Here is a 23,231-nt window from a genome sequence, read left to right as displayed (position 1 = left end):
CTTGATTGTATGGATGTAATGTAGAAAGCCGGAAACACAAGCGAACGCTTGAAACGTTCTGGAAGAACGTCGCATCGTAAGCCTATGCTTTACTCCAGAACCATCCTCACCTTGGCCTGCTACTGCCGGTTTTTAGTTGAACTTATATATAACAATATTGAACTTTTTGAATAACCCCGTAAATGAAATAAAACATCTATGTTAAAGAGAGCGTTTCGTTCTGATTTCTTCAACCTCGGCATGGGTTAACCCGCTTGCCTTAACAATCATAGTAATGTCGATGCCAAGCTCCAGCATGTTTCCGGCAATTTCGGCTGCTTTTTTATACTGCCCCTCAAGTCTTCCTTGTTCAATGCTTTGTTCAATGCCTTTTTTCATGCCATTATCCGTTGCCCAATCAAGCATCGAAGCTTGATCATGCAAATATTTTTGCCGTTGCTCATACAAACGCCGCGCTTCTTTATCCTGGCTCAAAAACTGAAGCGTGTCCATTGCTTTGTCCAATTTAGGTTCATTCAACCTCAACGCCTCCCAATCATAAGAATCATCATTTTTTAAAAACAGGAGCCAATTCAGCAGCCCGCTTCCCGCCGGCATATCGCAATGATTCAGCTTGGACAGCTCCATCATATGCACTTCGATATCTTTACATAATATAATGTGGCTATTTCTCTCCTGCAAGTGAAACACATTATGATACAGATCGTTCGGGATTATTGAAAAGTTAAGCAGATTAATCGTAATACATCTTTTTAGCCCTTTATACGTCTCGCCTTCATGCAACTGGCTGCTATACCGTTTACTCCAATAGTATAAAGTCCTCTTTTCTATATCATACTTGTTAAACAACTGCATCTCAACATCAACTAAACTTCCGTCAGATGCTTTTGCCCAAATATCAAAAATGGACTGCTTGTCAGACGGCGAATCCTTCTCTGTATACGGATTTTGCACCTCAACCTCCGTTAAAAGCGGGCCATCCCCCTCCGCCAGCACAGCATTTAGGAAAGCCAATAGCACATCCCGGTTATCCTCGCTTCCGAATATACGCTTGAATACAAAATCATTACGGGGATCAAGCCGCTCCTCCATCCTGTCGTTCACCCTGTCATTCATCCTTTCAATCACTCCTTTTTCACAACAAAAAAACGCCCTTCCCATAAATGGAAAGGACGTGCTTCGTCGCATATCTGTTTGGTTTGAAAACATTTATAGCCTTATCATAACGAAAGCAAAGGCAAAAGTACAAAAGGTCTCGGCCCACAGCTACATAGCAGTTGACCTAATTAGCCTGAATCTCCAGCAGTTCGTATTCGATAATGCCTACGGGAGCGCTCACTTGGATTTTGTCGCCTTTCTTTTTGCCCATCAGTTCTTTGCCAAGCGGGCTTTCATACGAAATTTTCCCGTTGGACACATCCGCTTCTGCAGGACCAACGAGCTGGTATTCGATTTTTTCGTCGAACTCCACATCATGCAAAATAACTACGGAACCAACTCCAACTTCATCGGCTTTAATACTGCTGGCATCCACTACGCGTGCGATTTTGAGCATGCGCTCCAACTGCAATATTCTTGTTTCCATATGCGCCTGATCATCTTTTGCGGAATGATATTCGCTATTTTCCTTCAGGTCTCCGTAGCTAATAGCGACTTTTAGCCGTTCCGCCAGCTCCTTGCGCTTGACTGTTTTCAGTTCCATTAGCTCGTCTTCAATTTTATTCAGGCCTTCCTGCGTCAGCAACAACTCTTCTTTTGCCACAATGCCAGCTCCTCTATTGGTATTGTGTAACATTGTACCCTAATTCCGCCCGGAGAAAAAGCTTGGCGTCCTCCTGTCGGAAAAGTACAGTACGGCCGAGTCTCTGGAATAATACATGAAGACTGAACCTTTGCTCGCAAAATAAGAAGGACACGGGCTGACGCAGGAAACTTGGCGGGAATGCCATACTTGACGTCATCCACCTTGGAGCCTTCCAGCAAGGCGAGTTCAACCGGCTGTTCATTCGAGCCGCCGTTATCGGCGTTATTGCCGCTTCCAGGAGTGGCGGACGGATTTGTGCCGCTGCTTCCTCCGTTTCCGCCTCCGCCGCTTGAGCACGCGCCCAAGTCGAACGCCAATGTCAGCAAAGCTGATAACATCGTTGCAATCCCCGGCCGGTCTCATATGATTGGCTTAGAAATGTTGTTTTCGGCCCTCAGCATCTTTACGGATCTGATAGTGGTCGAACAACCGGCCTTCGTCGTCCATAACTCTGAATTCAAGCCTTTCGGTCGTTGCAACGGCTTGAATGAAATGCGGAACCGCCAGGGATTGAGCGGTATGCCATTCCCGCTTGGGCAGCAGCCATTCCGGCATGGCTCCAGCGCCGCCGGCAACGATGTAGACAACGCCGTCATCATAATCCACTTTGTTTTCTTTTAGCGGGAAGCTTCTTTCATAAACGATTGTATGAGAATTCAACACTACATCAACGCCGAATTTCTCCAGTACGGGACAAAGGGCGCGCATGGCCTCCACCTGATAACGTCCCGAGACATAAGGCGGATAGTGAAAAAAGACAATTTTCCACCTGGCCGCCGAAGACGCCAAATCCCGCTCAAGGAAGTCATATTGCGGATGGCCCGGTCCAATCGGCGCGCTGCTATTGGGATAGTCCTTCCATTGGACAAAATCGGTGCAATCCAGGCATGTAAAATGAACGTCGCCATAATCAAAGGCATAGTAGTTCCTTGGCTCAGGATAAGCAAAAAAACGGTAAAACCAAGAGCCGTTATCCTCATGATTGCCAAGGCAGCTGTAAAAAGGCGTTGTGCTTAACAGCTCTTTTCCCGGTTCAAAAAAATAGGTATCCCAATCCTCATAACGGTTGCCATCATCCACAATATCGCCGATAAACAGGGCCAGATCGGGCCGAAGCCGGCTCATTTGGCCAAAAATTCGTCGGTTGATCGCTCCTCCCGACTTGTCCATCCAGCTATAGCCCCCCGTTTCGCTCGTTACGGCAAACGAAAACGGCTGCCCCTCTCCCGGCGATGTCTTTAACGGGTGCAAGTCGGACTCTGCCGATACCCCGTTATGCTCCGAGAAGACTCGGTAAAAGTATACCGTCCCGGGCTCTAGTCCCGTAAAAGTCACAGAGTGAATGACTGAACTTACAGCGCCGTCTTCGCGTATTGCCATTGGATTTGATTCAGCAGCCACATCTTGCATCGGCTGCTTTTCCGCTTCCAATGGACCTGAATGCGTTCGCGACGCCGCATACAGAAATCCCTTCCCGGAAGCTGGTGCCGATGTCTCCCACATCACGGTCATAGAGTTCTGCCCCGGATTTTGCAAATAAGGCCCTTTTATAACCTCGACCATTGTCCTATCCACTCCATTCCTTTATTCCAAAAATGTTAACCCAAACGCAATAAATCCCTCTTTTATCCAGTATATCCGCTATTCGACCTGTTGTCTGTATCCTATGGCATAGTTTGGAAGAGTCCGGGAGAATCTAGAGAGGAGCAGCAAAAAAAACGAAGAACGGAGTGAGGCTATGAGTCAAGAAAACAAATCGTATCGCCCCGGCGATGTCGTATACGTGCTTTATCGCAATCCCCATGCTCAGGATGTAGCTAACGTACAGGCCGCCGCGGTCGTCAGCAGCCCCCAAAGCCCGGACGAGCTTGCATTGTTCCTGCATGATACCTTTTACGAAATGTCCGACGAGCTTGCCGTGTTCCCTTCCGAACGGGATGCGGAGCAAGCTTACCGCGAAAGCTTCGGAGGTTGGGAAGAAGAGGACGACTTCCCCGTTGCCGACGACTCCGAACCCGCTTCGGCTTTGGAGTACGATGAGCCATGAGAGGCCCCTTCATGCCCCGGCTTGTCTATTTTGAACCGGATGCCTTGAACTACCCGTTAGGCGAAGAACTGCTCAAAAAATTTACGGACATGGGGCTGGAAATCCGCTATACGACTTCCCATAACCAAATACGAAACTTGCCCGGTGAAACGACGGGACAGCAATATCGGACCGCCAAAGCCACACTCGTCGTCGGCATCCGCAAAACACTTAAATTCGACACCTCCAAGCCGTCCGCGGAGTATGCGATTCCGTTTGCTACGGGCTGTATGGGCCATTGCCATTACTGTTATCTGCAAACGACGATGGGCAGCAAGCCTTACATTCGAACTTATGTCAACGTCGAGGAAATCTTGGACGCAGCCGATCAATATATGAAGGAACGGTCGCCTGAAACAACGCGATTCGAAGCATCTTGCACCTCCGATATCGTAGGCATCGACCATCTGACGCATACGCTTAAAAAGGCCATTGAGCATTTTGGGCAAAGCGAGCATGGGAAACTCCGGTTCGTAACCAAATTTCATCATGTCGATCATCTGCTGGATGCGCGCCACAACGGCAAAACACGCTTTCGCTTCAGCGTCAACGCCGATTACGTCATCAAGCATTTTGAGCCGGGAACCTCCTCCCTCGAGCAGCGGATTCAGGCGGCAGGCAAGGTTGCCAGGGCCGGATATCCTCTTGGTTTTATCGTGGCCCCGATATACAGACATGAAGGATGGGAACGCGGATACAAGGAGCTGTTTCAGCGGCTGGACGCGGAGCTTGACCCTGAAGCCAGGGAGGACATTACGTTCGAATTTATTCAGCATCGTTTTACCAAGCCGGCCAAACGGGTCATCCAGCAAAATTACCCCATGACGAAGCTGGAATTGGACGAAGCCAAACGAAGGTACAAATGGGGGAAATACGGCATCGGCAAATACATTTACCAAAAGGAAGAGGAAGACGAATTGAAGGAAGTTTTGCATGAAAGCATGTTGACCTATTTCCCTCAAGCAAAGCTGGAATACTTTACATAGTCGGAAGCCTGGGCGGAGTACCCATTATTCAAATCAAAGAGGCCCTTGCCCGGCAAGAGCCTCCGATTCCGATTAGCGCTTTCAACCTAACAAGAGAGGATTATTCCAGCTCTTCGTTTTCAACGGCTTTGCTCGTATTAATGCTGATCGTTTTGGTGTTTCCATCCCAATCAACGCCAATATCCAATGCATCAGCTACATCTCTCAGCTTGAAATAGTTATTACCGCCAATTTTGTATGCGACAAACTCTATTTTTTCACCGTCCAAATAGATCGCTGAGGAAGCAGCAACATATTCCTTCCGAGAAGGCTTGTCCGACGCCGCCAACTCGCCGCCTACCGGCGTATATTCCGAAGAGGATGTAATTTTAATTGCATTTTTGCTGCTATCCCAATCTACAGCAAAGCTTTTTTCAGACGCGCTTAACGCCATGGCCAAATCTCGCAGCTTGAAGTAGTTATTGTCCTCAATTTTGTAAGCCTCAAACGCTACTTCCTTGCCATCAATCAGCACTTTGGAGGCCGTTGGTTGAGCTGCCGGCTTAGGTGCCTCGACTACCGGCTTTACGGAACTTCCTTTGCCATCAACGACGAGCAACAAGATGGGATCATTGTCCGACCGGTTTTCACCAACGAACGCTGGAAAAATACCATATTCCACCGGGTCAGTCAACGTCACCTTGTTGTCGACAATCTCCACATACTCCAAGCTTTCCTCGTCCTCCCATTTCGCAAACCAGGTTTCCTCCTCTTGCAGGTCGCCTTTAAACGTAACCGTAACCGGTGCTTGAGCTACATACATCGTTGTACCATAACCTACATCTTTAATTTGCCGGGTTTCAATAATGTTGCTCACCGTAACGGTAGCGCCGCTCTTCGTTTTGAACGTTTTGCTTCCGGCGGCAGATGCTGTGAGCGACACGCTCAGCGTCACCAGCAAAGCCATAATCAGTACTGAGGTCAAAAACTTACCCTTGGTTGGCATAGTTACTCTCCTTTTCAGAAATAAGACTACCTTATGAAGAACCTCTTTTATAAGGATTATTTCCCATTATAATGTAATATCCGTCCCAAATCTATCAAAAAATCATAACTTTAGAATCAGGTCAAAAGACTCGTCATCTTTGAATTCTCGCTTTTTTATTCCACTAATTTCAATGATATCCACTCCCTCATCTGGTATACTATTCCTTCTGGGGTCTGACGAGTCCGGCGTCTCCTATCGTACATACATCCAGGCACTCTCTTAATCAAAGGAGCTTGTCCGCTATGAAAAAGATGCTTTTGTCCTGCATGGCCTTTGTTTTGTTATCTGTCCTTTGGGCCACACCCGCTTTTGCCAGCTTTAAAGATGTCGATGGGAACGCCCGTTACGCCTGGGCCAAAGCATCAATTGACGAAATGAACGCACGCGGCGTTTTGACGGGATATCCCGACGGAACGTTTAAACCAGCAGATGCCGTCACAAAGGCTCAGTTTACTGTTATGATTTACCGTCTCTTCCCGCTGCTGCGACATCCTGATCCTGTAGCCATCCCGGGCGTACCCGCCAATCACTGGGCAAGCAAAGAGTTTGCCGAATTGTACAGCACCATTTGGCCGATTTATGCCGCGGACGAGCAAGACTTCAACGATGAATCCGACTATTCGTATAAACCCGACAAAAAAATGACGCGTTGGGAGGTCATGATGACACTGGACGCCCTGTTCGCCGACGTAGATGCGCCTGAGCTTTACGATCTGTCCACGCAGGATTTGATGAAGGAGCTGTCTCGCATTAAAGATGTAGCTTTTGTGAAGCATGCCAGCTATGATGCTTTCGAAGCTCAAGTGAAGGCCATTTCCCTTATGCATCCCAAACTGGAATTGGCTTACGCAGACGGGGAACTCGAATATGCCACTGATTTGGACTACGTAAAGGGCGCTGCGCTCTACCGCTATACCAAGCTTGGCATTATGACGCCTGACGCATCCGGCAAATTTTATCCCGACAGAACCGTGACGCGGGCGGAAACCGTGACTATTTTGAATCGTCTGCTGGCGATTGCCGGAGAGGATTACGCCTATGAAGAAGAGGAAGAACAACTATCCGGTTATTTTCTGACTGGAACAGGCGGGGAATTGGGCTTTGGCGGCACGCTGCAATCCGGCAATGTTTATTCAAACATCGTTCTGCAGGAGGCGCCTGAATGGTACGATAATGTTGGAGCCGTGCTAGAGCAAGTGTCCATGCGGATTAAATCTGACTATGCGATGGATGTTTACGTAACTATCAATGATCAAACAACTAAATATAATTATGAGCAATTCAGCAACAACAATCGCGTTATCATTGATGTTGCAGGCGTTAAAACCTTCTTTGTGGAAGGAAAACCTCGTTTTCCAGAGCAGCTTGACGAAGACGGCTATTATCCGGTAATGATTTATGTCGGAGATCCTGAAGCGCCCGTTTATGAAGACGATGATGAATGGTATGCGAACGAATTTTAATTATTGTCCCTCTAAATAGGAAAGGGGGCGTCCGAAAAGACAAGTGGAGCGAATAAATATTCAACAGAGAGGACCGGACGGGACCGATTTTGCTGAATATTTATTGATCGTATCAGACTTTTCGGACAACCCTTTTTTTCGATATTTCTTTATTTTGGCCCCAACAGCTCCAGTAAAGCCTCCACAACAAGCTCGGGCTGATCATTCATGACCATATGCCCGCTTTTTTCCGCAATAACCAAGCTGCTGTCTGTTGATAAGTTTAGCATTTCTTCCTGCCCCGCGCGCCAGATTCCTTCTATTCTCTTGCCTCCTGCTTCCGATATGCCAGAACCAGCATAGTCAGGGGCTACACCCCTCGCAATAATACGCACCGGCAAATCTCCAAAGTCTTGTCCGCGAATGGAATCCTCTGTTAATGGAGACAGCTTCCCTTCATTGTTCATTGCTTCGAAATAGTCTTTGGTTAAAATCACATTAAGGAAATACCCTCTATCCTCCTTGGCGACCCTTCCCTCCATCAAATCATCCTGGAATAGTCTTAACACCCCGGAGTTCTTCAACAGCAGGATATCACTGGACGACGCGTTTTCCACATCGTTTTCTTCAGCCTTCAATAGCTCTAGCTGTTCCCGTTCAAAATTTTCAGGCCGGGCATCCACTAATACTAGGCCCGCAACTTCATCACGATAGGTTTCAGCAAACAATCTCGCGTACATGCCGCCCAGTGAGCTGCCTACCATAATATAAGGTCCTTCAAGACCTTCCGCTTTCAATGCAGTGTGCAGTTCCTTCACAATGTTTTCCCCTGTGCGCTCGGTATCCGCCTTATCGCTCCAGGCATAACCCGCCCGATCATAAGAGACGACCGTCGCATGAGCTGCAAGCTGGTCCGGGATCCCCCTCCAGGTTAGATGTGTTTCCCCGCTGCCTGCCTCAAACACAATCGTTGGCGAGCCGCTGCCCTTCTTAACCATATGAAGCGAATATCCTCCCGCATCCACCAGCTCTCCCGGCGGTGGATAGTTTTTGGCAGCTACGCGGGATGCAATAGCTTCATATAGAAATCCAGAGCCGATTAATCCAACAATAAGCGCCAACAACATCAACGAAACGCGCTTCCACTTCTTCTTTCTTGATGTCCCTTTCATTTCGCCAATTTTCATGTAATGTTCTGCTCCCTCGTTTTATTTAATACAGTGAACTAAATAAAATTTAGCACATTGTGTCAAAAAAGAAAAGGGATTATAATTAATTCATGCCAAAAATCGTAAATCATGAGGAACAACGACGTCTTGTCGCGGAAGCGGCGCTGCGGGTCATCAAGCATTCAGGACTCGAGGAAGCGACCGTACGCAAAGTAGCCAAAGAAGCCGGCTTATCGGTTGGCTCCATGCGCCATTACTTCTCCACTCAGGCGGAGCTCTATATTTTTTGCATGAATCTGATTGCGGAACGGGTCGAAGAGAGACTCGGCACTTTACCTTATGGGGATAATTTGCTGTCGGATTTAAGGGGATTGTTATTGCAATTTCTGCCTATCGACGAGGAACGGGTAATGGAAATGGAGGTCTGGTTTGTTTTTCAATCCAAAATGCTTGCTTATCCGGAATTGAAAACGGTCAGCTCATCCGTTCAAAACGGCATTTATAAAGCCTCTCTTTTTGTGCTTGACGAGCTTGAGAAAAACAAGCTGCTCCGGCCGGAACTGAATATCGAACTTGAAGCGGAGAAGCTTTATGCCCTAATCGACGGGTTGGCTATCCATCGCGTGCTACATCCAAACCAGCTATCCGTCGAACAGATGGACAAACTTTTGGAGTCGCATTTATTGTCGCTTTGTTCCTGAAAGGAGATTTATTATGCGTATATCTTCATCGATTGCCCCAGGCTCGGCTGCTGCTTCTCCGGAACGAGCAAAACATGGAAGCGCTCTAGAGCGGCAAATTTCCTTTTTGCAAAAGCAAGTACAGGCGTTAAAGGAAAACAAGCAAAGCAGTTTGGATTCCGCCGAAGCAATCAAGGAGTTGGAGAAACAAATTAGCGGGCTGCAGCAGCAGCTTAACCTGGAAAAGCTGCAGGAGAACAAGCGAAAACTGGAAGAAGCGAAACAGAAGACGGTAGAGCAAACGGAACGAGAAGCTGCCAAGCAACAAGAGCCCGATCAAGCTATCATTTCACAGCAAGCACGGCATTTGTTCAGCGCAATGAGCGGCAAGGAGGAGCTAAACACGCTTCAAAGGACACAGTCCTTGCTTCCTACCCAAGAAGAACGAGATAAGTTCGCCGGAACTATAACGAATAAAGCGTTCAGAATTCAAGGGGAACTGGTGCGTAATTCCGAGATGCAAGCAGAACTGGCGAGAACTCTGATTCAAGACAAGAGTACTAACACCTTTCAGGATCCCGTCTTGCTCGCAGCAGAACTGGGAAGTATTGAGATGGAATCTATGGAACGTGTAGACAGCCCCGCCGTGATGCTTGAGAAAGCGTTAAACAACCTGCCTAGCGAAGCGTCGGAAGCGGTTCACTCTATATTGAACATTAACTTTAACCCTTCCAATTTTTCCGATTTTTCTCGGGAACAACTGTTTGACTTGCGTCAAACGGGAATGGTACAAGCCAAATATATTGCCGACAATTACATAACTGACGAAAACCAAAAAGAACAATTTATGTACTCCATGTATCAATTTTCTTTCCAGGCCAGCGTTAAAAAAGCTTTTGCCGAGGTAGAGGAGCTTGCAATTGCGGCTAGAAACGGCATACCTGCCAATCTTGCAATGCATGAAGAACAAAAGCTGGAAAACGATCGTATCGATGCAAAAAACCTGTTCAAGGGGCTTAACACTTCTACATTATCCCATTTTGTCAAAGATATGATGAGTCGCTTGGATCAACCAGAACCAACCGTTGCATCTCAATTCAATGACAATCTGCAAGACTTTGTACGCAAGTTTGGCTTGTCGTCGCCGTCACCTTCGCAGCCTTCATAGACATAGAGCTTATAGGGCTAACGGTCTCACAATTGATCGTTAGCCAATTCCATCCATACAACATAGTCGTTTAAAGCGGGCCTTCTCTGTGCAAGCGGTCTTTCCCTATCGGAGCACCAAGGCAGCGTTTCAAATTGGGTTGATGTTCTGCTTAACTGGTTGCCAAATTGCAGTATGTCCGGTCAAAACGTCTTTGTATCAAATCATCCTTATGGATTAAAAACTCAAGAAAACCGGCATCCCACCAGCACATCCCGACCTCATTCAACGATGATATCGAAAAAAGCAGACGCCACTTAGCCGCTTCCTTGATATGCTCTTCTTCATGCTCCTTATAGGACTTCAATAATGGCAATACGATATGTTCCAAACGATCACCATACGTCTCCTGACCATTACTCCTTGCATCGCTTGCTTTTTTAAGCAACTGTTGTTCCGTCTTGTGTGTTGAAAAAATCAGCTCTTCCATGCCATTAAGACACAAATAAGCATCCAATGCAGTGTTGCCGTTCCAGCTTTGAAGTCCCCCGGCCAAAGCATCGCTTTGATCGCAAACCTCCGAATATAATCTTTCATGTTGGTCTAATAATACATCTCCGTCTTCTCCCAAGTCAGGTAATGAAAGGTGGGGAAGAAGCTTAACCCGGTAAGCATCAAATTCACGGTCCTCGCCATATACTTCTTCCATTTCTTCCGGTGGATCTGCCAGTCGTAAAGAAGCCGGATCGCCATCATAATAATAAACAACATGATCCACATTATAAGCTGGCTCGTCCGCTCCCAGAAAAAAATAAAAAATACCTTGATTCGGCCATTCGTCACCGATCGCAAAGGGCATCTCCTGCACATTCACTTGAGCCAAAAACGTATAATACTCTCCATCCTCCGTGCAAGGCCACTGGATCGAAGGCGGCAGGTCCGGTCTGCCTGCGATACGGCTGTTGCCGATTGCTCGATAATCCTCCTCCCCGTCCAAATGCAGCTTCATCGCCACCTCTGCATGTTCATACAATAGCTCCACCGCTTCATCACCTTCAGAAATACGATGGTTAGCCAACAACCTCCGAATTTCCTCTTTCCTCCACTGCTCCATCAATGTCGCCCACTCCTCTTGTCATCTGTTATATCCAGTAAAAAATGCTCGACGATTAGTCAATTTCAAAATTATACCATAGGTCAATAAGCCGTAAAACAAGATTAGGGCAGCAATCGGACAGAGTTAAAATCTCATTTTAACGATCGATCGAGGATACCCCAATCCGCATGGGATGCATCAAACAGCATCAAACCATCGGTGTTTCGCAAAGCCGCCTCAAAGACCTCTTTTTGCCGTTCCTCGGTTTTCATCCCATTCAGAGCGATCCCTGCATACATGGGTATCTCCCCTCTTGTCGCGATATTGCCTATCGTCATATATTTCTCAACCTCGGCAAGCGTGTCCTGATACGTTCCGATCATAAGGAAATCCAGATGGCGAATATAACCGGTGCTTACATAGTCGTTCGTGTATATGGAGCCCTCCTGAAATTGCAGGCGGTTGTTATATTGAAAGTCGGTGCTGGCCCAATTCGCTCCATTGACATAATAGGTATCGTACCAGGAACCGACATATGCGGATAACAGAACATTGCCTCCTGTCTGCCCGTTATGCTCCGCAATCATTTTTTTGACGTCCGAAACAAATCCGGTAATAATGCCTGCACGGAATGCCCACCAGTCCAGCGCCAGCGAACCGTCGATTCTCGTATTGCCTTCATAGCGGAAAATATCCTCGGGCCAATTCAGAAGCTGCTTGCCTCTATCCGCCAAATAGGCCTCAAAGCGTCTGCGGGTTAACGGGCTGAAATCCGCTGTTTCATTGTCATATCTGCCCCGGTCCAAAATAATGCCATCCACTTCGTACCCTTCGACGACTTCCCGAAGTCCCGCCAATTGATGGGCGCGAGCTTCATCATGCGCCGGGTTTACAAAAGCAACAAAACCGGGGGCGGAGCTTTCCCTCTGGCGCAACAAGGCTCCTTCGTCATGGTGTTTGCAGACTATCTCCTCCCAGTCCGGGTGTTCATCCAGAATGGCGTATTCACTGCGGACAATGGAGCCTTCGGCAAATACGTTCATGGATGCATGAATACGCAGACCGAGGGCATGCCCCTCCTCGATAAAGGCTTGGAGCAAATCCAGTCTGGGAAATGGCGCTTCCTGGCTGCTGTTTCGCAATTCGCTGAGATGCGGACGTGAAGTCAACGGATTTTTCAAGTAGGAAACGTATCCTTCGACTCCTTTGACGTCAAGGGCAATGTCTGTAACGCCGGCATGTCCAGCCCTCTCCAACAGCTCTCTGACTGCCTCTCTCGTCCGCAGCTTTACGCTGTTGGCCCTCTGGTCCACCCACAATATAATACGTTTGCGGGGGTTCGTCTCTTGCTTTCTGGCGAATATAACCATGCTTTGCGCAACCTCGGCTCCATGTCCGGCTTTTGCTGTTACATCCGCGAAATTCAAGCCTTGCGCCAATTCCAGCCTATGCTCAAAGCTGCCTTGCTCATCAACAGCAATCGTTTCTCCGTTAATCGCAACGATTGGCCGGTCGCCATTAATGGAAGCGGCCAGAGATTCGCTCCCGCCTTTAGCCACAACGTCCAGATGGTTTTTTTTGGCTTTTGCAGCGGCTAATCCGCTTTCGCCTTCCATACCTTCAGCCCCGGTTTTGCCAGAGCCAATGCATACTCCCCCGCTTATAAAAGATGACGTTTCCGTTTCCGTATAAATGAGGGGATTGTTCAGGAATAAACGCAATTCGCCTTCTGCAACCTCGGCCAATCCGAAATGATTGGTTATGGTCCCGTTCCTGCGCAGCCTGATCCGATCCCCTTTCCTGAAGCAGGTCGCCAGAAAAAAGCGGCTGCTTTCAGAAGCATATAGACCATCGCGGGCTACAAGCACAAATCCATCGACTGGTATGCCAAGCTCCGTCGGCCCCTTCCACTCCGGAGCAATGCCAACAGGCGCTTCATTGACGACGCGCGTCACCAAATTGCCCGCTACAACCTGCACTGCAACTCCGTCCGCCGGAACAAGTACCGATTCTCCCCATGCGGCAGTAAACACAACAAGCCAATCCCCGTCTTCCGGCACGCGATTGACGGCCGTAATCGTATGCCTCTTCCCCTCCAGCGTAATCGTTATATCCTCGGGCGCCGCCTCTACCTGGAGCAGGGCGGGCTTGATTGCCCGTTCTCCAGCCACGTTTGAATTATCAAATCTCTTCATCACTATTCCTCCCGGCTTCTATTGCTTCACGTGCTTTTCCCCGGTCGGCAAAAGGGCAGCCGCGCACCACGGCTACCCTTTTCCTTCCCGTCTCTTGTCTTGCCTTTACATCCATTGTTTGGTTCCCAATGAGCCGTTATTTCGAAATCGATTTGTACCATTCGTTGGCTTGTTGGACGGATTCAGAACCGCCTTCCGCTCTCCATTGGGCGAGGAAAGCATCATATTCGTTAATGGGCTGCCCTGCGATAAACATCAGGACGGAATCATCCAGCAGCTTGGTCAGCTTTTGCTTATTTCTGGATACTGCGTCGATTGGAGGAGCAATGGACATCGGATCGACGATAATATTGCCCTTGGCCGCATTTTCCTGGAATGCCTCGTAATAGCTCTGAAGAACAGGGTCCTTGCGCACGCGAGCTTGCCAATACGTCGGATAATCGTATTCGTTAACGCCGGTCATGTAGGAGCTGGCGTTCGTCAAATCATCATTGAATTTAGGCAAAATCGGATAATATTTGCCGTCCTTCACTTCATGATGCACGCCCTCTTCGCCAATCGCCAGCTTGATAAAGTTATCTTTCTCCAGCTTCGCATCGATCAGCTTGATTGCGTCTTCCTTCAGCTTGGAATCTTTAGGCACCGCGATAAACCAGGTCGTCGCCAGATTGACGCCGATGGACGACTTGCCGTCTTTGCCTACTAAATAAGGAATAATGCCGATCTCTGCTTCCGGAAAGTTTTTCTTAAGCGCGGCTTCCGCGCTGGACGCGCTCCACCAAGCCAGCTTAAACATCGCCGCATTGCCGCTGGAAAACTTCTCGATCGCTTTGGCGCTTGTGTTAAGCGGCATTTCCGAATCCAGAAGACCTTCGCTATACAGCTTGTTCATGTAAACCAGAAATTCCTTCATTTGCGGAAGCTCCGCTTTGTGCACAAGCGTTCCGTCCACATCATTCCATTCGTTCAGCACGCCGAAGGCAGCAGCAATATCACCGTAAATGGAATCTTTTGTTCCTGTAAGCGGAATAACATTTTTGCCCGCTTTAATCGCCTTAAGCACCTCGTACAGTTCATCCGGCGTAGTCGGGTGTTGGAGGCCCAGCTCATCCATCCAGTCCTGGCGCACAACCAATTCTTCGCCTACGCTGACACCGGAGCCCGTTTCTGGAATAGCATAAATCTTACCGTCGATCGTTACGCTTTTCCAGGAATCTTCTTTAATGGCTGCTTTAATGTTGGGGCCTTGGCTTTCAATGAGCTCGTCGAGCGGCTCAAGCGCGCCGGCCGTCGCCAGCTTGTAGAATTGGGCGGCGCCCAGCTTCATCACATCGAAGTTCTGCTTGTTCGCCACCATCAGATTCAGCTTTTCGTCGGCATTTTCCGCAGGCAGCATTTCGTAGGTTACTTTGTAGCCGGTGGCATCCTCTATATTTTTCGCTACCGGGTCCGTATTGGGATCGAACAAGCTGTACTGCATCAACATCGTAAGATTGGGCTTCGCGCCTTCTGCTTCACCGTTTCCCGCTGATTTGGCAGGCTTCTCGCTTGAACCCGGGTTTTCGGAATTTCCTCCGCCGCAAGCGCTAAGCGCAAGAGCAAACGCAATAACAATAGCTAACCAAGAACCTTTTTTCATACAGAACCCTCCCGAATTTGTGTTATAAATTGCTCTGACATTGCTTGTTTTTATTGTTCATCTGTATAGCATTCACCCGTCTGTCCCGACAAGCCGACCGCATCACCGCCCTTCATGGCCATTCCCTTTATCCCTTTACGGACCCCACAAGCACACCTTTCACAAAATACTTTTGCAGAAACGGATAAACGAGCAGGATGGGCAATGTGGCAAGCAGAATGGATGCTGCCTGAATCGATTGCGGCGTCGTGTTTAGCGCGGCGTCCACATTGTCCTTCAGAAACTCGCTGCTCGACGACACCAGCAATTCCTTAAGGAACAGCTGCATTGGCTTGATGTCATGGTTGGTAATGTAGATCATCGCCGTAAAATAGTCGTTCCAGAAAGCTACCGCAAAAAACAGCGCGATCGTCGCCAACACAGGAAGAGACAGCGGCAATATGATCGAAAACAAAATGCGGATATTGCTTGCGCCATCCAGCTTGGCGGATTCCTCCAGACTGTCCGGCAGTCCTTCAAAGTAATTTTTTATAATCAGCATATTAAAAACGTTGATAGCCGCCGGCAGGAACAATACCGGGAATTGGTTGACCAGACCCAGATTGTGCATAAGCAGGTAGGTGGGAATCAGGCCGCCGCTGAACAGCATCGTAAAAATGAAGATCAGCAGAAACCACTTTCTGCCGCGCAGCTGAATGCGGGACAGGGGATAAGCGGTAATGGTGGTCAGAAACAGCCCCAGAGCCGTGCCGACAATCGCCAGTATGACGGAGTTTTTCAGGGAATTCAGAAACATGGCGTCCTTCAGAACGTACATGTACGTTCCCGTCTGAAACCCGACCGGGAGCAGATTCACCTTGCCTGAAATGACCGCCGCTTCGCTGCTAAATGATTTGGCGATCAGATTGAGAAACGGCAGCAGCGTCGTCAGACCCACCAGCACGAAAAACAAATAGTTGCAGAAGTTAAACAGCTTTTCAGAAAATGTCGTTTTTAATGGCATGCCTTCTTCTCCCTTCCGTTACCAGATACCCCGCTGCAAGTATTTCCGGCTCAGAGCGTTGCCCGTAAGCACAAGCGTAAATGAAATGACGGATTCGAATACTCCCACCGCGGTCGTAAAGCTGTAATCCTGATTGCCGAGGCCCATTCGGTACACATAGGTGCCTATGACGTCCGCCACCTTGTAGACGGTAGGGTTGTACATAACCAGAATCTGCTCCGTACCCGCCTCCAGAATGCTGCCCAGCCGCAAAATAAACATAAGCAGAATGATTGGCGCGATACCCGGCAGCGTAATATGCCAAAGCTGCTTTAATCGTCCCGCCCCGTCGATTTTCGCCGCTTCGTACAAGCCAGGATCAATCGTGGCGAAGGCGGCCAGATAAACAATGGTGCTCCAGCCGGTTTCCTTCCAGCCCGCAGAAGTAATCAGAACGCTGCGAAAAACGCTGTTGTCCATAAAAAATGCAATCGGCTCCAGCCCCATCATGACCAGCGCTTTGTTGACGAGCCCTCCATTGCTGGACAACAGATCGATGAACAGGCCGCTGACGATAACCCAGGAGAGAAAATGCGGCAAATAAATAATCGTTTGCACCGTTCGTTTAAAGACCATGCGCCGCAGTTCGTTCAGCAGCAGAGCGATAAGAATCGGCAGAGGAAACAGAATCCCGATTTTCAGAAAGCTAAGGATAACCGTATTTTTAAAAACGTGAAGAAAGTCGGGGGAGCTGAACAGCTTGGTGAAATGCTTCCAGCCAACCCACGGGCTTGCGCCGTACCCGTCAAAAATGTTGAAATCCTTAAAGGCGATGGTAATGCCGTACATAGGCGCGTATTTGAACAGCAGCAGAAACAAAATACCGGGAACAAGCAAAATGTACAAATCCCAATCCCGTCTGACATCGGCGGCAAGCCGCGAAAAATAATGGCGTTTGGCCCGGGGCGTATCCAGTGTTGCCATCGCGCTTTTCATCGTATTCCCCCTTGTTTGATGCTTTCTACACAAAATTGTAGTATCCATCGCTTGGGGTTGGTAGGGTAGAGTCATTACTATTTATGGTACTTTGATGTTTGTTTTTCTCACAAAAGAAAACACGAAAAAACGCTTCCAAAAAATGAAAGCGTTGGTCAATTTGTGCGAATATCTATGTATACGATTCACGTGTTATGTTTGTGTAACATATAGTAACACATGATTAGCGTTATTCATGAACAGTTTAACTGCTTCCGATTCACCCAAGCATCCGAGCGGCAGCCTCTGGATGCCTTTTTTAAGGCCTCATGCCAGTTCTCCCTTCAAAAAAATTCGCCGCTCTCCCCACAATGGTTCCAACTTCACAGCTTCGTTTGGGCTGTCCAAAAAATCAAGTGGATCGAATAACGATTCAGCGTAGAGGAACGGACAGGAAAGGATATCCTGAGGTCTAGTTTTTTTGTCCGCATTTTCCATTTTCCATTTTCCAACTAAAAATAGGGCTCAATCTTATCATGAGCGCCTTTCAAAATGGACCTCGACAGCTATCTTTTGCCCGTCTAGCGGTCACCGATGACCGCTAGGGCCCCAAATGGAGGCATTGGCTTCAGCTAACGGTCACCCGTTTCCTTTAGACGCTCAAAAGTCGCGTTTTGGGGACAAAAATAAGCTTTTACGGTCATGAATGACCGTTAAAAATGGGCATTGCGTCAAACCAGGGCTTTAACGGTCATGGATGTCCATAACGTTAGGAATTACCGTAACGTGGGACTGGCTTGCGGAACTTCTCGCCCTGGCATTCCCCAAAGGCACCGGGCACTCCACAAAGGCGCCGCTTAGCGTTTACAAGCCGAATTCGTCAAGCGGAAAGTCCTTGTCCCGCAGTCCGTAACCGACTTTTTGGAAAGCCCCTTGTTATTGCTATGACACACTGTTGGCTGCTCTCGTTAATGAGCGCCCCCACCAACAACTTCAGCGGCTCAAGCCTTCACCCCGCCAGGATTGACACCCCAATATTTGCGAAAAACCTTCGTAAAATAACTGACATCGCGGTAACCGACTAGGCGTGCGGCATCGTAAACTTTTCCTCCGTCCTGGAGGATGTTTTTGGCACGCTCCATCTTTCTCTCCAGCACGTACGTCGAGAACGGAACTCCCGTTTCCTGCTTGAACAGCCGACTCAGGTAAGAGGAATTGACAAAAAGCCGATCCGCCACGGTATGCAGCGTAATATCCTGCTCGATCTCCTCATTGACGATGGACAAAATAGAGCGCACCATGCCGTTGCTCGTTGTTTTTCGCTGACGCTGAAGGTACGCGCAAAACCGGCCCGTCAGGCGCGCCAGCCAAGCGTGGATTTGCTCCTTGGTGGCCAGCTGCCGGATATTCTGAAAGTAGGCCATATCCTCCTCCGCCACGCTTTTGATCCGCCAGCCCTGCTTCTGAATCATCCGGATATACAGGCTGCTCAAATAGAGCACCGCTTCGTGCACTTCATCAGCCGTATCGGCAGGCTCCAGGCTTTTATCCCACAGTCCTTGCAACGCCGCCAAAGCACTTGCTTCATCCGCTGTTTCCAGCGCGATTTCGAGCGCCTTCTCCAGCCCTTGCTGCACCTGTACGCCCTGCTCCTTTTGACTCAGCTCGCGGTAAGGAATCGCGATGTCGCTGCCATACACGATCCGCTCCTGCAAGGCGCGACATGCCTCGGCATAAAGCGAGCTCATCTCTTCAATGCCGCCAGCGGCCGCGCAAATGCCCGCGCTGGCGGTAAGGCCAAGCGCCTCCCTCGTCCGCGACAGCAGCTGCACGACGGAGGTTTGCACGCGCAATGCGCCGTCTCCCGCCGCTTCCTCCTGCGGCAGCACGAATACAAGCAGCGTGTATCCCTGATGATCCGGGCAAACCCAGCAAGAGGCCGGCAGCATTTCCTTCGCCAGACATTGCAGCGAAAAATGCCACATCGGGGCGTCCTCCGGCTTAAAGCGCCCGTTCTCCTGGGGCATGGGGTCAATGTCCAGCACGGCAACGGCGATCCGGTCCCGCTCTGTCAGCGCAATATGGTAGTCGCCGCATTTGTCCAGCACCTGGCGTCCGCTGTAGACGCCTGAAGCCCATTGCGAAATAAAGCCGCTTTGCAGATGGGGCAGATGCTCCCGCCATTTGACCCGAAGCTCCGCCTGCTCCCTCCAATCCTCCAGCTCCTTGCGGAGCTGGCTCGCCGCCTCCAGCACCGCGCCCAGGATTTCCTCCTCCGCCGCAGGCTTTAATAAATATTTGGACACGCCGTGCGCCATCGCATCTTGAGCAAAGCTGAAATTATCGTGTCCGCTCAAAATGATCAGCTTGAACAAATCGCCATTGCCCTGCCTCTCCCTGAGCAGGCGAACCAGCGTCAACCCGTCCATCTCCGGCATTTGCACATCTATCAGCATAATATCCGGGCGTTTCCGCTCCGCCAGCGCAAGCGCCTCAACCCCGTTGGCGGCAAGGCCAACCACCTCGATGCCATGCTCCTCCCAAGGGATGTTGTTGGCCAATCCCAGCCTAAGACGCAACTCGTCCTCAACAATCATTAAATTCATGCGGATCTCTCCCCTTTGACCAGCGTGTGGTTTATCGGCAGGCGAAAACTTTCCTTGCATTGATCCAGCGGCAGCGAAATCATTGCGGTGGCCCCTTCCCCTTTGACGCTTTGGATTGTCAGCCCCGCTTCCTTGCCGTAATAAAGCTTGATGCGCGTCATCACATTGCGCAGGCCGAATAAATCCCCCGTCTCTTCATCCTCCGGCAAAAAGAGATGTTCTTCCCTTTGCGCCAGACGATCCAGCTCCTGCCGTATGTAGGCAACACGTTCGGGCTCGATCCCCGGGCCGTTGTCCCGGACCGAAACACAAACCGTCTTGCCCTCGTGGATCCAACTGGAAATGGTTAATTTTCCGCCTTCTATTTTCCCCTCCATGCCATGGATGATCGCGTTCTCCACCAGCGGCTGTAGCAGCAGCTTCAGAATGGGCACGCTCCGGCTTTCCTCGTGGATGTCGTATTCCACCTCGAAGCTGTCCAGAAAGCGAATTTGCTGAATCCGGATATAATAATGCAAATGCGACAAGCTTTCATCGATGGTAAATACATCTTTGCCCTTGTTCAGGCTCAGCCTGAAAAACCGCGACAAATTAAGCACCATTTCGCTGATTTCATCCGCCTCGTAATTTTTGGCCGTCCAGTTGATAGAGTCCAGCGTGTTGTATAGGAAATGAGGGTTAATTTGAGTTTGCAGAAATTGCAGTTCCGTCTTGGCAAGCCGCAGCTGCTGCTCGTAATGCTCCTGAATCAGTCTTCGCTGATCCACCACCATCCGGTTAAACGCTTCCGTCAAATACCCCAGTTCGTCCTGTCTCTTGTTCTCCAGCTGAATGCTCATATTTCCCGTCCCGAGCCGCTTCATCCCTTTGAACAACTTGTCCACCGGCGAGACAATGCCGATGTAGACCACCCATGAAATGCCAAGCGCCAGCAGCACGCTGACAAAAATAATGCCGACCGTATACAGCTTGAGCTGATCCGTTTTGGCGTAAAGCTCCTTTTTGGGCTGGATCAGCGTCAGCCGCCACTTGGAATATTCCGAATCGATGGATACCGTCATTTCCGCGTCGCTTGAAGGAGGAAACTCTGAAATCGCCAGCCCTTCTCCAGTCGGCAACGCTCCATTATCCGGCCCGCCTGTGCCTGCGATCAGCTTGCCGGTATCGGTGTGCAGATAAATGGCCGCCGACGTGGAAGGCAGAAGCGACTTCATCAGTTTGGTCAGCCTGCTTTTGTCCAGTGTAATAATAACAACATCCGCCCTGCGGTTATTGTTATAGAGATCCATTGTTCGCAGGAGCGACACACTGTCTGTATTAATAAGGCCTCCGAAGGTTCCGCTGCCCGCGATGGTCTCTTCAGCCAGAAGGTAGGATATTTCCGTCCCGCTTGTAATTGCAGTGTTCTCCAGCCATTGCTGCTGCTCGGCATTGTTCAGCCGCCTCCCTCCGTAATGAGTTGAAATCATCATATGGGAGGGCTGATGGTAGAGTGAAATTTGCGATACGATATGATTAATGGAGTTGACATTGGACAGCTGTTTCAGCAGCTGCGAGAAATCGACGATCGATTGGGGCGACAGATCGGCTCCGTTATCCGCGAGCAATTTGATGAACAAAGGATCGGTCGCAATTAGCGTCGAAATCTCCTCCACATTTTGCAAAGTCAAATCAATATAGTCCATGGCTGAGTTCAGCACCGTCTCGGAACGCTCCACGGCCTGGTCGTGCAAGATGATTCGGGAGCGATCCACGGCAAACAAGCTTACCACAACAAGCGGCAACAGAATCAGCAGAAAATAACAGGTTAACCGAAACTGGATTTTTCGGGCAAATAGATCTCTCAGCCAAATCGCAGGATTGCTCATCGTCATCTCTCCCCTGCGTCGCGTAGGCGGGCTTCCCGCCATTGATTTACCTCCGCCGTAACCTCCGCGCCCCCTTCGTTGTACCATCGTTCCACAAAGGCGTCGAACTCGTCCAGAGGCACAATTCCCATAACCATTTGCGTAAAAATACCTTCCAGCTCCTCCAGATGTCCGGCATACTTACTCATTGCAGGTGTCGGAGTGCCATAAAACTCGTTATGGATCAAATTTTTCTCGATGATTTGCAAGTTTTCGAACAAATGAAAATCGCCTAGCGAATCCAATCTCGCCTTGTTCATGACGGGGTCCAGAACATCGACTAGCGATTGATAGATTCCCCGATACAGATGTTTGTCGTGCTCGGCGAAATCAGTAACCATCACTCCGTCCTCGATCGACCATATATCGCCCTGGAATCCAAGCTTCAACGTTTCTCGTCCTTCTCCCACAATAAAATTAAGCAGCTTCACCACTTCTGCCCCATAGTCCGTACCGACGGGAACCACATTGTAGCCGCGGATAATATCCTTGCTGTAAACACCGCTTTGGCCATCCGGCCCAACGGGATAAGGCAGAGGAATCCATTCTGCCTTGGGGTCCTTGTTTTTGTTAAGGGCGATTGGCCCACGCGTATCGTACCAGGTCGCGGAGAACATCCCGACTTGGCCACTCTCTATTTTCTCCAAAAAAACGTTGTTTCGATTCAGGGGAAATTCCGGATCAATCAATCCTTCCCGGTACAGCTTTGCCAGGAACGCCAACGCCTCCTTCGTTTCGGGCAGCGTGCTGCCGTTCGCCAGCTTGCCGTCTCGCTCCACCCAGGAATTCAACTGAACCCCGAAAGCGCCAAAAAAAGGCGCGGTCCGCCCCATATCTTCCAGAAGAATCAAACCCATCGTATCGTTCAGCCCGTTGCGGTCGGGATCATCCTTGGCAAAAGCGCGAATGACCTCATAATACTCCTCCAGCGTTTCTGGCGGCTCCAGCCCCAAATTGTCCAGCCAATCCTTCCGCACATACATCAGCTCGATGCCGGGCACATCCGTCAAGCTGGGAATGCCGTAGATTTTGCCATTGTAGCGTACCCTATCCCAGGCTTCCTCCGGAATAAGCGACAGCAGATCCTGCCCGTATCGTTCGATGTAGTCGTCCAAGGGCAAAAAGGCGCCTTTTTGGGCATATTCGTCAAACCAGACCGGGTTAAAGCTGTGAATCAAATCGGGCAGCTTGCCGGACGCCATAATGACGTTAAGCTTCTCCTCGTACACCTCTTGCGGCGGAACGCTGACCCTCAAGTCAAGACCGGTCCGCTCTTCTATATAACTCACGTAAGGATTGTCGTTTTCATCCATGCCGTCCGGGAACGTCATGCCGAGATCATTAATCACCATGGAAATCGCAATACGGCTTTGGGCAGTCGGCGCCGTACCGCCAGGCTCCTCCGCCCCGCTGCAGCCCGCCGCCAAAGGCACCATCACCAACGCAAGGAACAGCACTACCATTGTAAAAGTCCATCTGTTGCGTTCCAT

18 protein-coding genes are annotated in these 23,231 nt (G+C 49.5%); 5 read left to right on the top strand and 13 right to left on the bottom strand.

Translation table 11 applies throughout. The features are described from left to right. Positions 1-201: 201 nt before the first annotated feature. The 3 genes from ACX93W_RS22355 to ACX93W_RS22345 form a co-directional block, all read right to left on the bottom strand. Entirely contained in the window at positions 202-1,092 is an 891-nt protein-coding gene (locus ACX93W_RS22355; RefSeq protein ID WP_459394632.1) for an Rpn family recombination-promoting nuclease/putative transposase, read from the bottom strand. Positions 1,093-1,282: 190 nt separating this feature from the next. Continuing rightward, entirely contained in the window at positions 1,283-1,762 is a 480-nt protein-coding gene (gene greA / locus ACX93W_RS22350; RefSeq protein WP_459394592.1) for a transcription elongation factor GreA, read from the bottom strand. A 414-nt stretch (positions 1,763-2,176) separates the two neighbouring features. After that, positions 2,177-3,367 carry a purple acid phosphatase family protein gene (locus ACX93W_RS22345; RefSeq protein ID WP_459394591.1) on the bottom strand — a complete coding sequence of 397 codons (1,191 nt, stop codon included), beginning with the start codon at positions 3,365-3,367 and terminating at the stop codon, positions 2,177-2,179. A gap of 175 nt (positions 3,368-3,542) precedes the next feature. On the opposite strand from ACX93W_RS22345, the gene ACX93W_RS22340 reads away from it, so the two are divergent. Together ACX93W_RS22340 and splB are read left to right on the top strand one after the other, a co-directional pair. Next, positions 3,543-3,851: a transcriptional regulator SplA domain-containing protein gene (locus ACX93W_RS22340; RefSeq protein WP_459394590.1), complete on the top strand. Its 309-nt coding sequence runs from the start codon at positions 3,543-3,545 to the stop codon at positions 3,849-3,851. Then, a complete protein-coding gene (gene splB, locus ACX93W_RS22335; protein ID WP_459394589.1) occupies positions 3,848-4,876 on the top strand; it encodes a spore photoproduct lyase in 1,029 nt (342 codons plus the stop codon). The genes ACX93W_RS22340 and splB overlap by 4 nt, the downstream gene beginning before the upstream one ends. A gap of 100 nt (positions 4,877-4,976) precedes the next feature. On the opposite strand, the gene ACX93W_RS22330 is transcribed toward splB, so the two are convergent. Next, complete coding sequence (locus tag ACX93W_RS22330) at positions 4,977-5,861, bottom strand: hypothetical protein (protein ID WP_459394588.1); 885 nt, start codon at positions 5,859-5,861, stop codon at positions 4,977-4,979. Positions 5,862-6,145: 284 nt separating this feature from the next. Between ACX93W_RS22330 and ACX93W_RS22325 the strand changes: the two genes are divergently transcribed. Next, positions 6,146-7,366: an S-layer homology domain-containing protein gene (locus ACX93W_RS22325; protein ID WP_459394587.1), complete on the top strand. Its 1,221-nt coding sequence runs from the start codon at positions 6,146-6,148 to the stop codon at positions 7,364-7,366. Between the two features lie 149 nt (positions 7,367-7,515). Here ACX93W_RS22325 and ACX93W_RS22320 read toward each other — a convergent pair whose 3' ends face one another. Beyond that, the gene (locus ACX93W_RS22320) at positions 7,516-8,532 is read right to left on the bottom strand and encodes an alpha/beta fold hydrolase (RefSeq protein ID WP_459394586.1); all 1,017 of its coding nucleotides are present in this window, start codon (positions 8,530-8,532) and stop codon (positions 7,516-7,518) included. Positions 8,533-8,624: 92 nt separating this feature from the next. Here ACX93W_RS22320 and ACX93W_RS22315 point away from each other — a divergent pair, with 92 nt between their 5' ends. Both ACX93W_RS22315 and ACX93W_RS22310 read left to right on the top strand, forming a co-directional pair. Further along, the gene (locus tag ACX93W_RS22315) at positions 8,625-9,215 is read left to right on the top strand and encodes a TetR/AcrR family transcriptional regulator (RefSeq protein WP_459394585.1); all 591 of its coding nucleotides are present in this window, start codon (positions 8,625-8,627) and stop codon (positions 9,213-9,215) included. Positions 9,216-9,228: 13 nt separating this feature from the next. Continuing rightward, positions 9,229-10,362, top strand: coding sequence for a hypothetical protein (locus ACX93W_RS22310; RefSeq protein ID WP_459394584.1), 1,134 nt, complete (start codon positions 9,229-9,231; stop codon positions 10,360-10,362). Positions 10,363-10,513: 151 nt separating this feature from the next. Here ACX93W_RS22310 and ACX93W_RS22305 read toward each other — a convergent pair whose 3' ends face one another. The 8 genes from ACX93W_RS22305 to ACX93W_RS22270 form a co-directional block, all read right to left on the bottom strand. Beyond that, the gene (locus tag ACX93W_RS22305; RefSeq protein ID WP_459394583.1) at positions 10,514-11,455 is read right to left on the bottom strand and encodes a DUF1963 domain-containing protein; all 942 of its coding nucleotides are present in this window, start codon (positions 11,453-11,455) and stop codon (positions 10,514-10,516) included. Positions 11,456-11,589: 134 nt separating this feature from the next. After that, complete coding sequence (locus ACX93W_RS22300; protein ID WP_459394582.1) at positions 11,590-13,632, bottom strand: family 10 glycosylhydrolase; 2,043 nt, start codon at positions 13,630-13,632, stop codon at positions 11,590-11,592. Between the two features lie 136 nt (positions 13,633-13,768). Continuing rightward, positions 13,769-15,271, bottom strand: a complete 1,503-nt coding sequence (locus ACX93W_RS22295; protein WP_459394581.1) for an extracellular solute-binding protein — start codon at positions 15,269-15,271, stop codon at positions 13,769-13,771. 127 nt (positions 15,272-15,398) lie between these two features. After that, positions 15,399-16,274: a carbohydrate ABC transporter permease gene (locus ACX93W_RS22290; RefSeq protein WP_459394580.1), complete on the bottom strand. Its 876-nt coding sequence runs from the start codon at positions 16,272-16,274 to the stop codon at positions 15,399-15,401. Between the two features lie 18 nt (positions 16,275-16,292). Next, on the bottom strand, positions 16,293-17,249 hold the full coding sequence (locus ACX93W_RS22285; RefSeq protein ID WP_459394579.1) for an ABC transporter permease: 957 nt from the start codon (positions 17,247-17,249) through the stop codon (positions 16,293-16,295). 980 nt (positions 17,250-18,229) lie between these two features. Continuing rightward, the gene (locus ACX93W_RS22280) at positions 18,230-19,834 is read right to left on the bottom strand and encodes a response regulator (RefSeq protein ID WP_459394578.1); all 1,605 of its coding nucleotides are present in this window, start codon (positions 19,832-19,834) and stop codon (positions 18,230-18,232) included. Then, complete coding sequence (locus ACX93W_RS22275) at positions 19,831-21,744, bottom strand: cache domain-containing sensor histidine kinase (RefSeq protein ID WP_459394577.1); 1,914 nt, start codon at positions 21,742-21,744, stop codon at positions 19,831-19,833. Before ACX93W_RS22275 ends, ACX93W_RS22280 begins: the two co-directional genes overlap by 4 nt. Further along, on the bottom strand, positions 21,705-23,231 hold the full coding sequence (locus tag ACX93W_RS22270; protein ID WP_459394576.1) for an extracellular solute-binding protein: 1,527 nt from the start codon (positions 23,229-23,231) through the stop codon (positions 21,705-21,707). Before ACX93W_RS22270 ends, ACX93W_RS22275 begins: the two co-directional genes overlap by 40 nt.

The organism is Paenibacillus sp. CAU 1782, assembly GCF_054551715.1.
The sequence above is the reverse complement of the archived record's forward strand: the minus strand, read 5'-3'. Positions and strand labels throughout refer to the sequence as shown.

Coding starts and splice junctions, on each gene's coding strand:
- ACX93W_RS22275 (WP_459394577.1), bottom strand. CDS start 21,744: ATGGCGGGAAGCCCGCCTACGCGACGCAGGGGAGAGATGACGATGAGC.
- splB (WP_459394589.1), top strand. CDS start 3,848: ATGAGAGGCCCCTTCATGCCCCGGCTTGTCTATTTTGAACCGGATGCC.
- ACX93W_RS22295 (WP_459394581.1), bottom strand. CDS start 15,271: ATGAAAAAAGGTTCTTGGTTAGCTATTGTTATTGCGTTTGCTCTTGCG.
- ACX93W_RS22310 (WP_459394584.1), top strand. CDS start 9,229: ATGCGTATATCTTCATCGATTGCCCCAGGCTCGGCTGCTGCTTCTCCG.
- ACX93W_RS22315 (WP_459394585.1), top strand. CDS start 8,625: ATGCCAAAAATCGTAAATCATGAGGAACAACGACGTCTTGTCGCGGAA.
- ACX93W_RS22325 (WP_459394587.1), top strand. CDS start 6,146: ATGAAAAAGATGCTTTTGTCCTGCATGGCCTTTGTTTTGTTATCTGTC.
- ACX93W_RS22330 (WP_459394588.1), bottom strand. CDS start 5,861: ATGCCAACCAAGGGTAAGTTTTTGACCTCAGTACTGATTATGGCTTTG.
- ACX93W_RS22320 (WP_459394586.1), bottom strand. CDS start 8,532: ATGAAAATTGGCGAAATGAAAGGGACATCAAGAAAGAAGAAGTGGAAG.
- ACX93W_RS22285 (WP_459394579.1), bottom strand. CDS start 17,249: ATGAAAAGCGCGATGGCAACACTGGATACGCCCCGGGCCAAACGCCAT.
- ACX93W_RS22290 (WP_459394580.1), bottom strand. CDS start 16,274: ATGCCATTAAAAACGACATTTTCTGAAAAGCTGTTTAACTTCTGCAAC.
- ACX93W_RS22345 (WP_459394591.1), bottom strand. CDS start 3,367: ATGGTCGAGGTTATAAAAGGGCCTTATTTGCAAAATCCGGGGCAGAAC.
- ACX93W_RS22340 (WP_459394590.1), top strand. CDS start 3,543: ATGAGTCAAGAAAACAAATCGTATCGCCCCGGCGATGTCGTATACGTG.
- ACX93W_RS22280 (WP_459394578.1), bottom strand. CDS start 19,834: ATGAATTTAATGATTGTTGAGGACGAGTTGCGTCTTAGGCTGGGATTG.
- ACX93W_RS22355 (WP_459394632.1), bottom strand. CDS start 1,092: ATGGAGGAGCGGCTTGATCCCCGTAATGATTTTGTATTCAAGCGTATA.
- ACX93W_RS22270 (WP_459394576.1), bottom strand. CDS start 23,231: ATGGAACGCAACAGATGGACTTTTACAATGGTAGTGCTGTTCCTTGCG.
- ACX93W_RS22300 (WP_459394582.1), bottom strand. CDS start 13,632: ATGAAGAGATTTGATAATTCAAACGTGGCTGGAGAACGGGCAATCAAG.
- ACX93W_RS22305 (WP_459394583.1), bottom strand. CDS start 11,455: ATGGAGCAGTGGAGGAAAGAGGAAATTCGGAGGTTGTTGGCTAACCAT.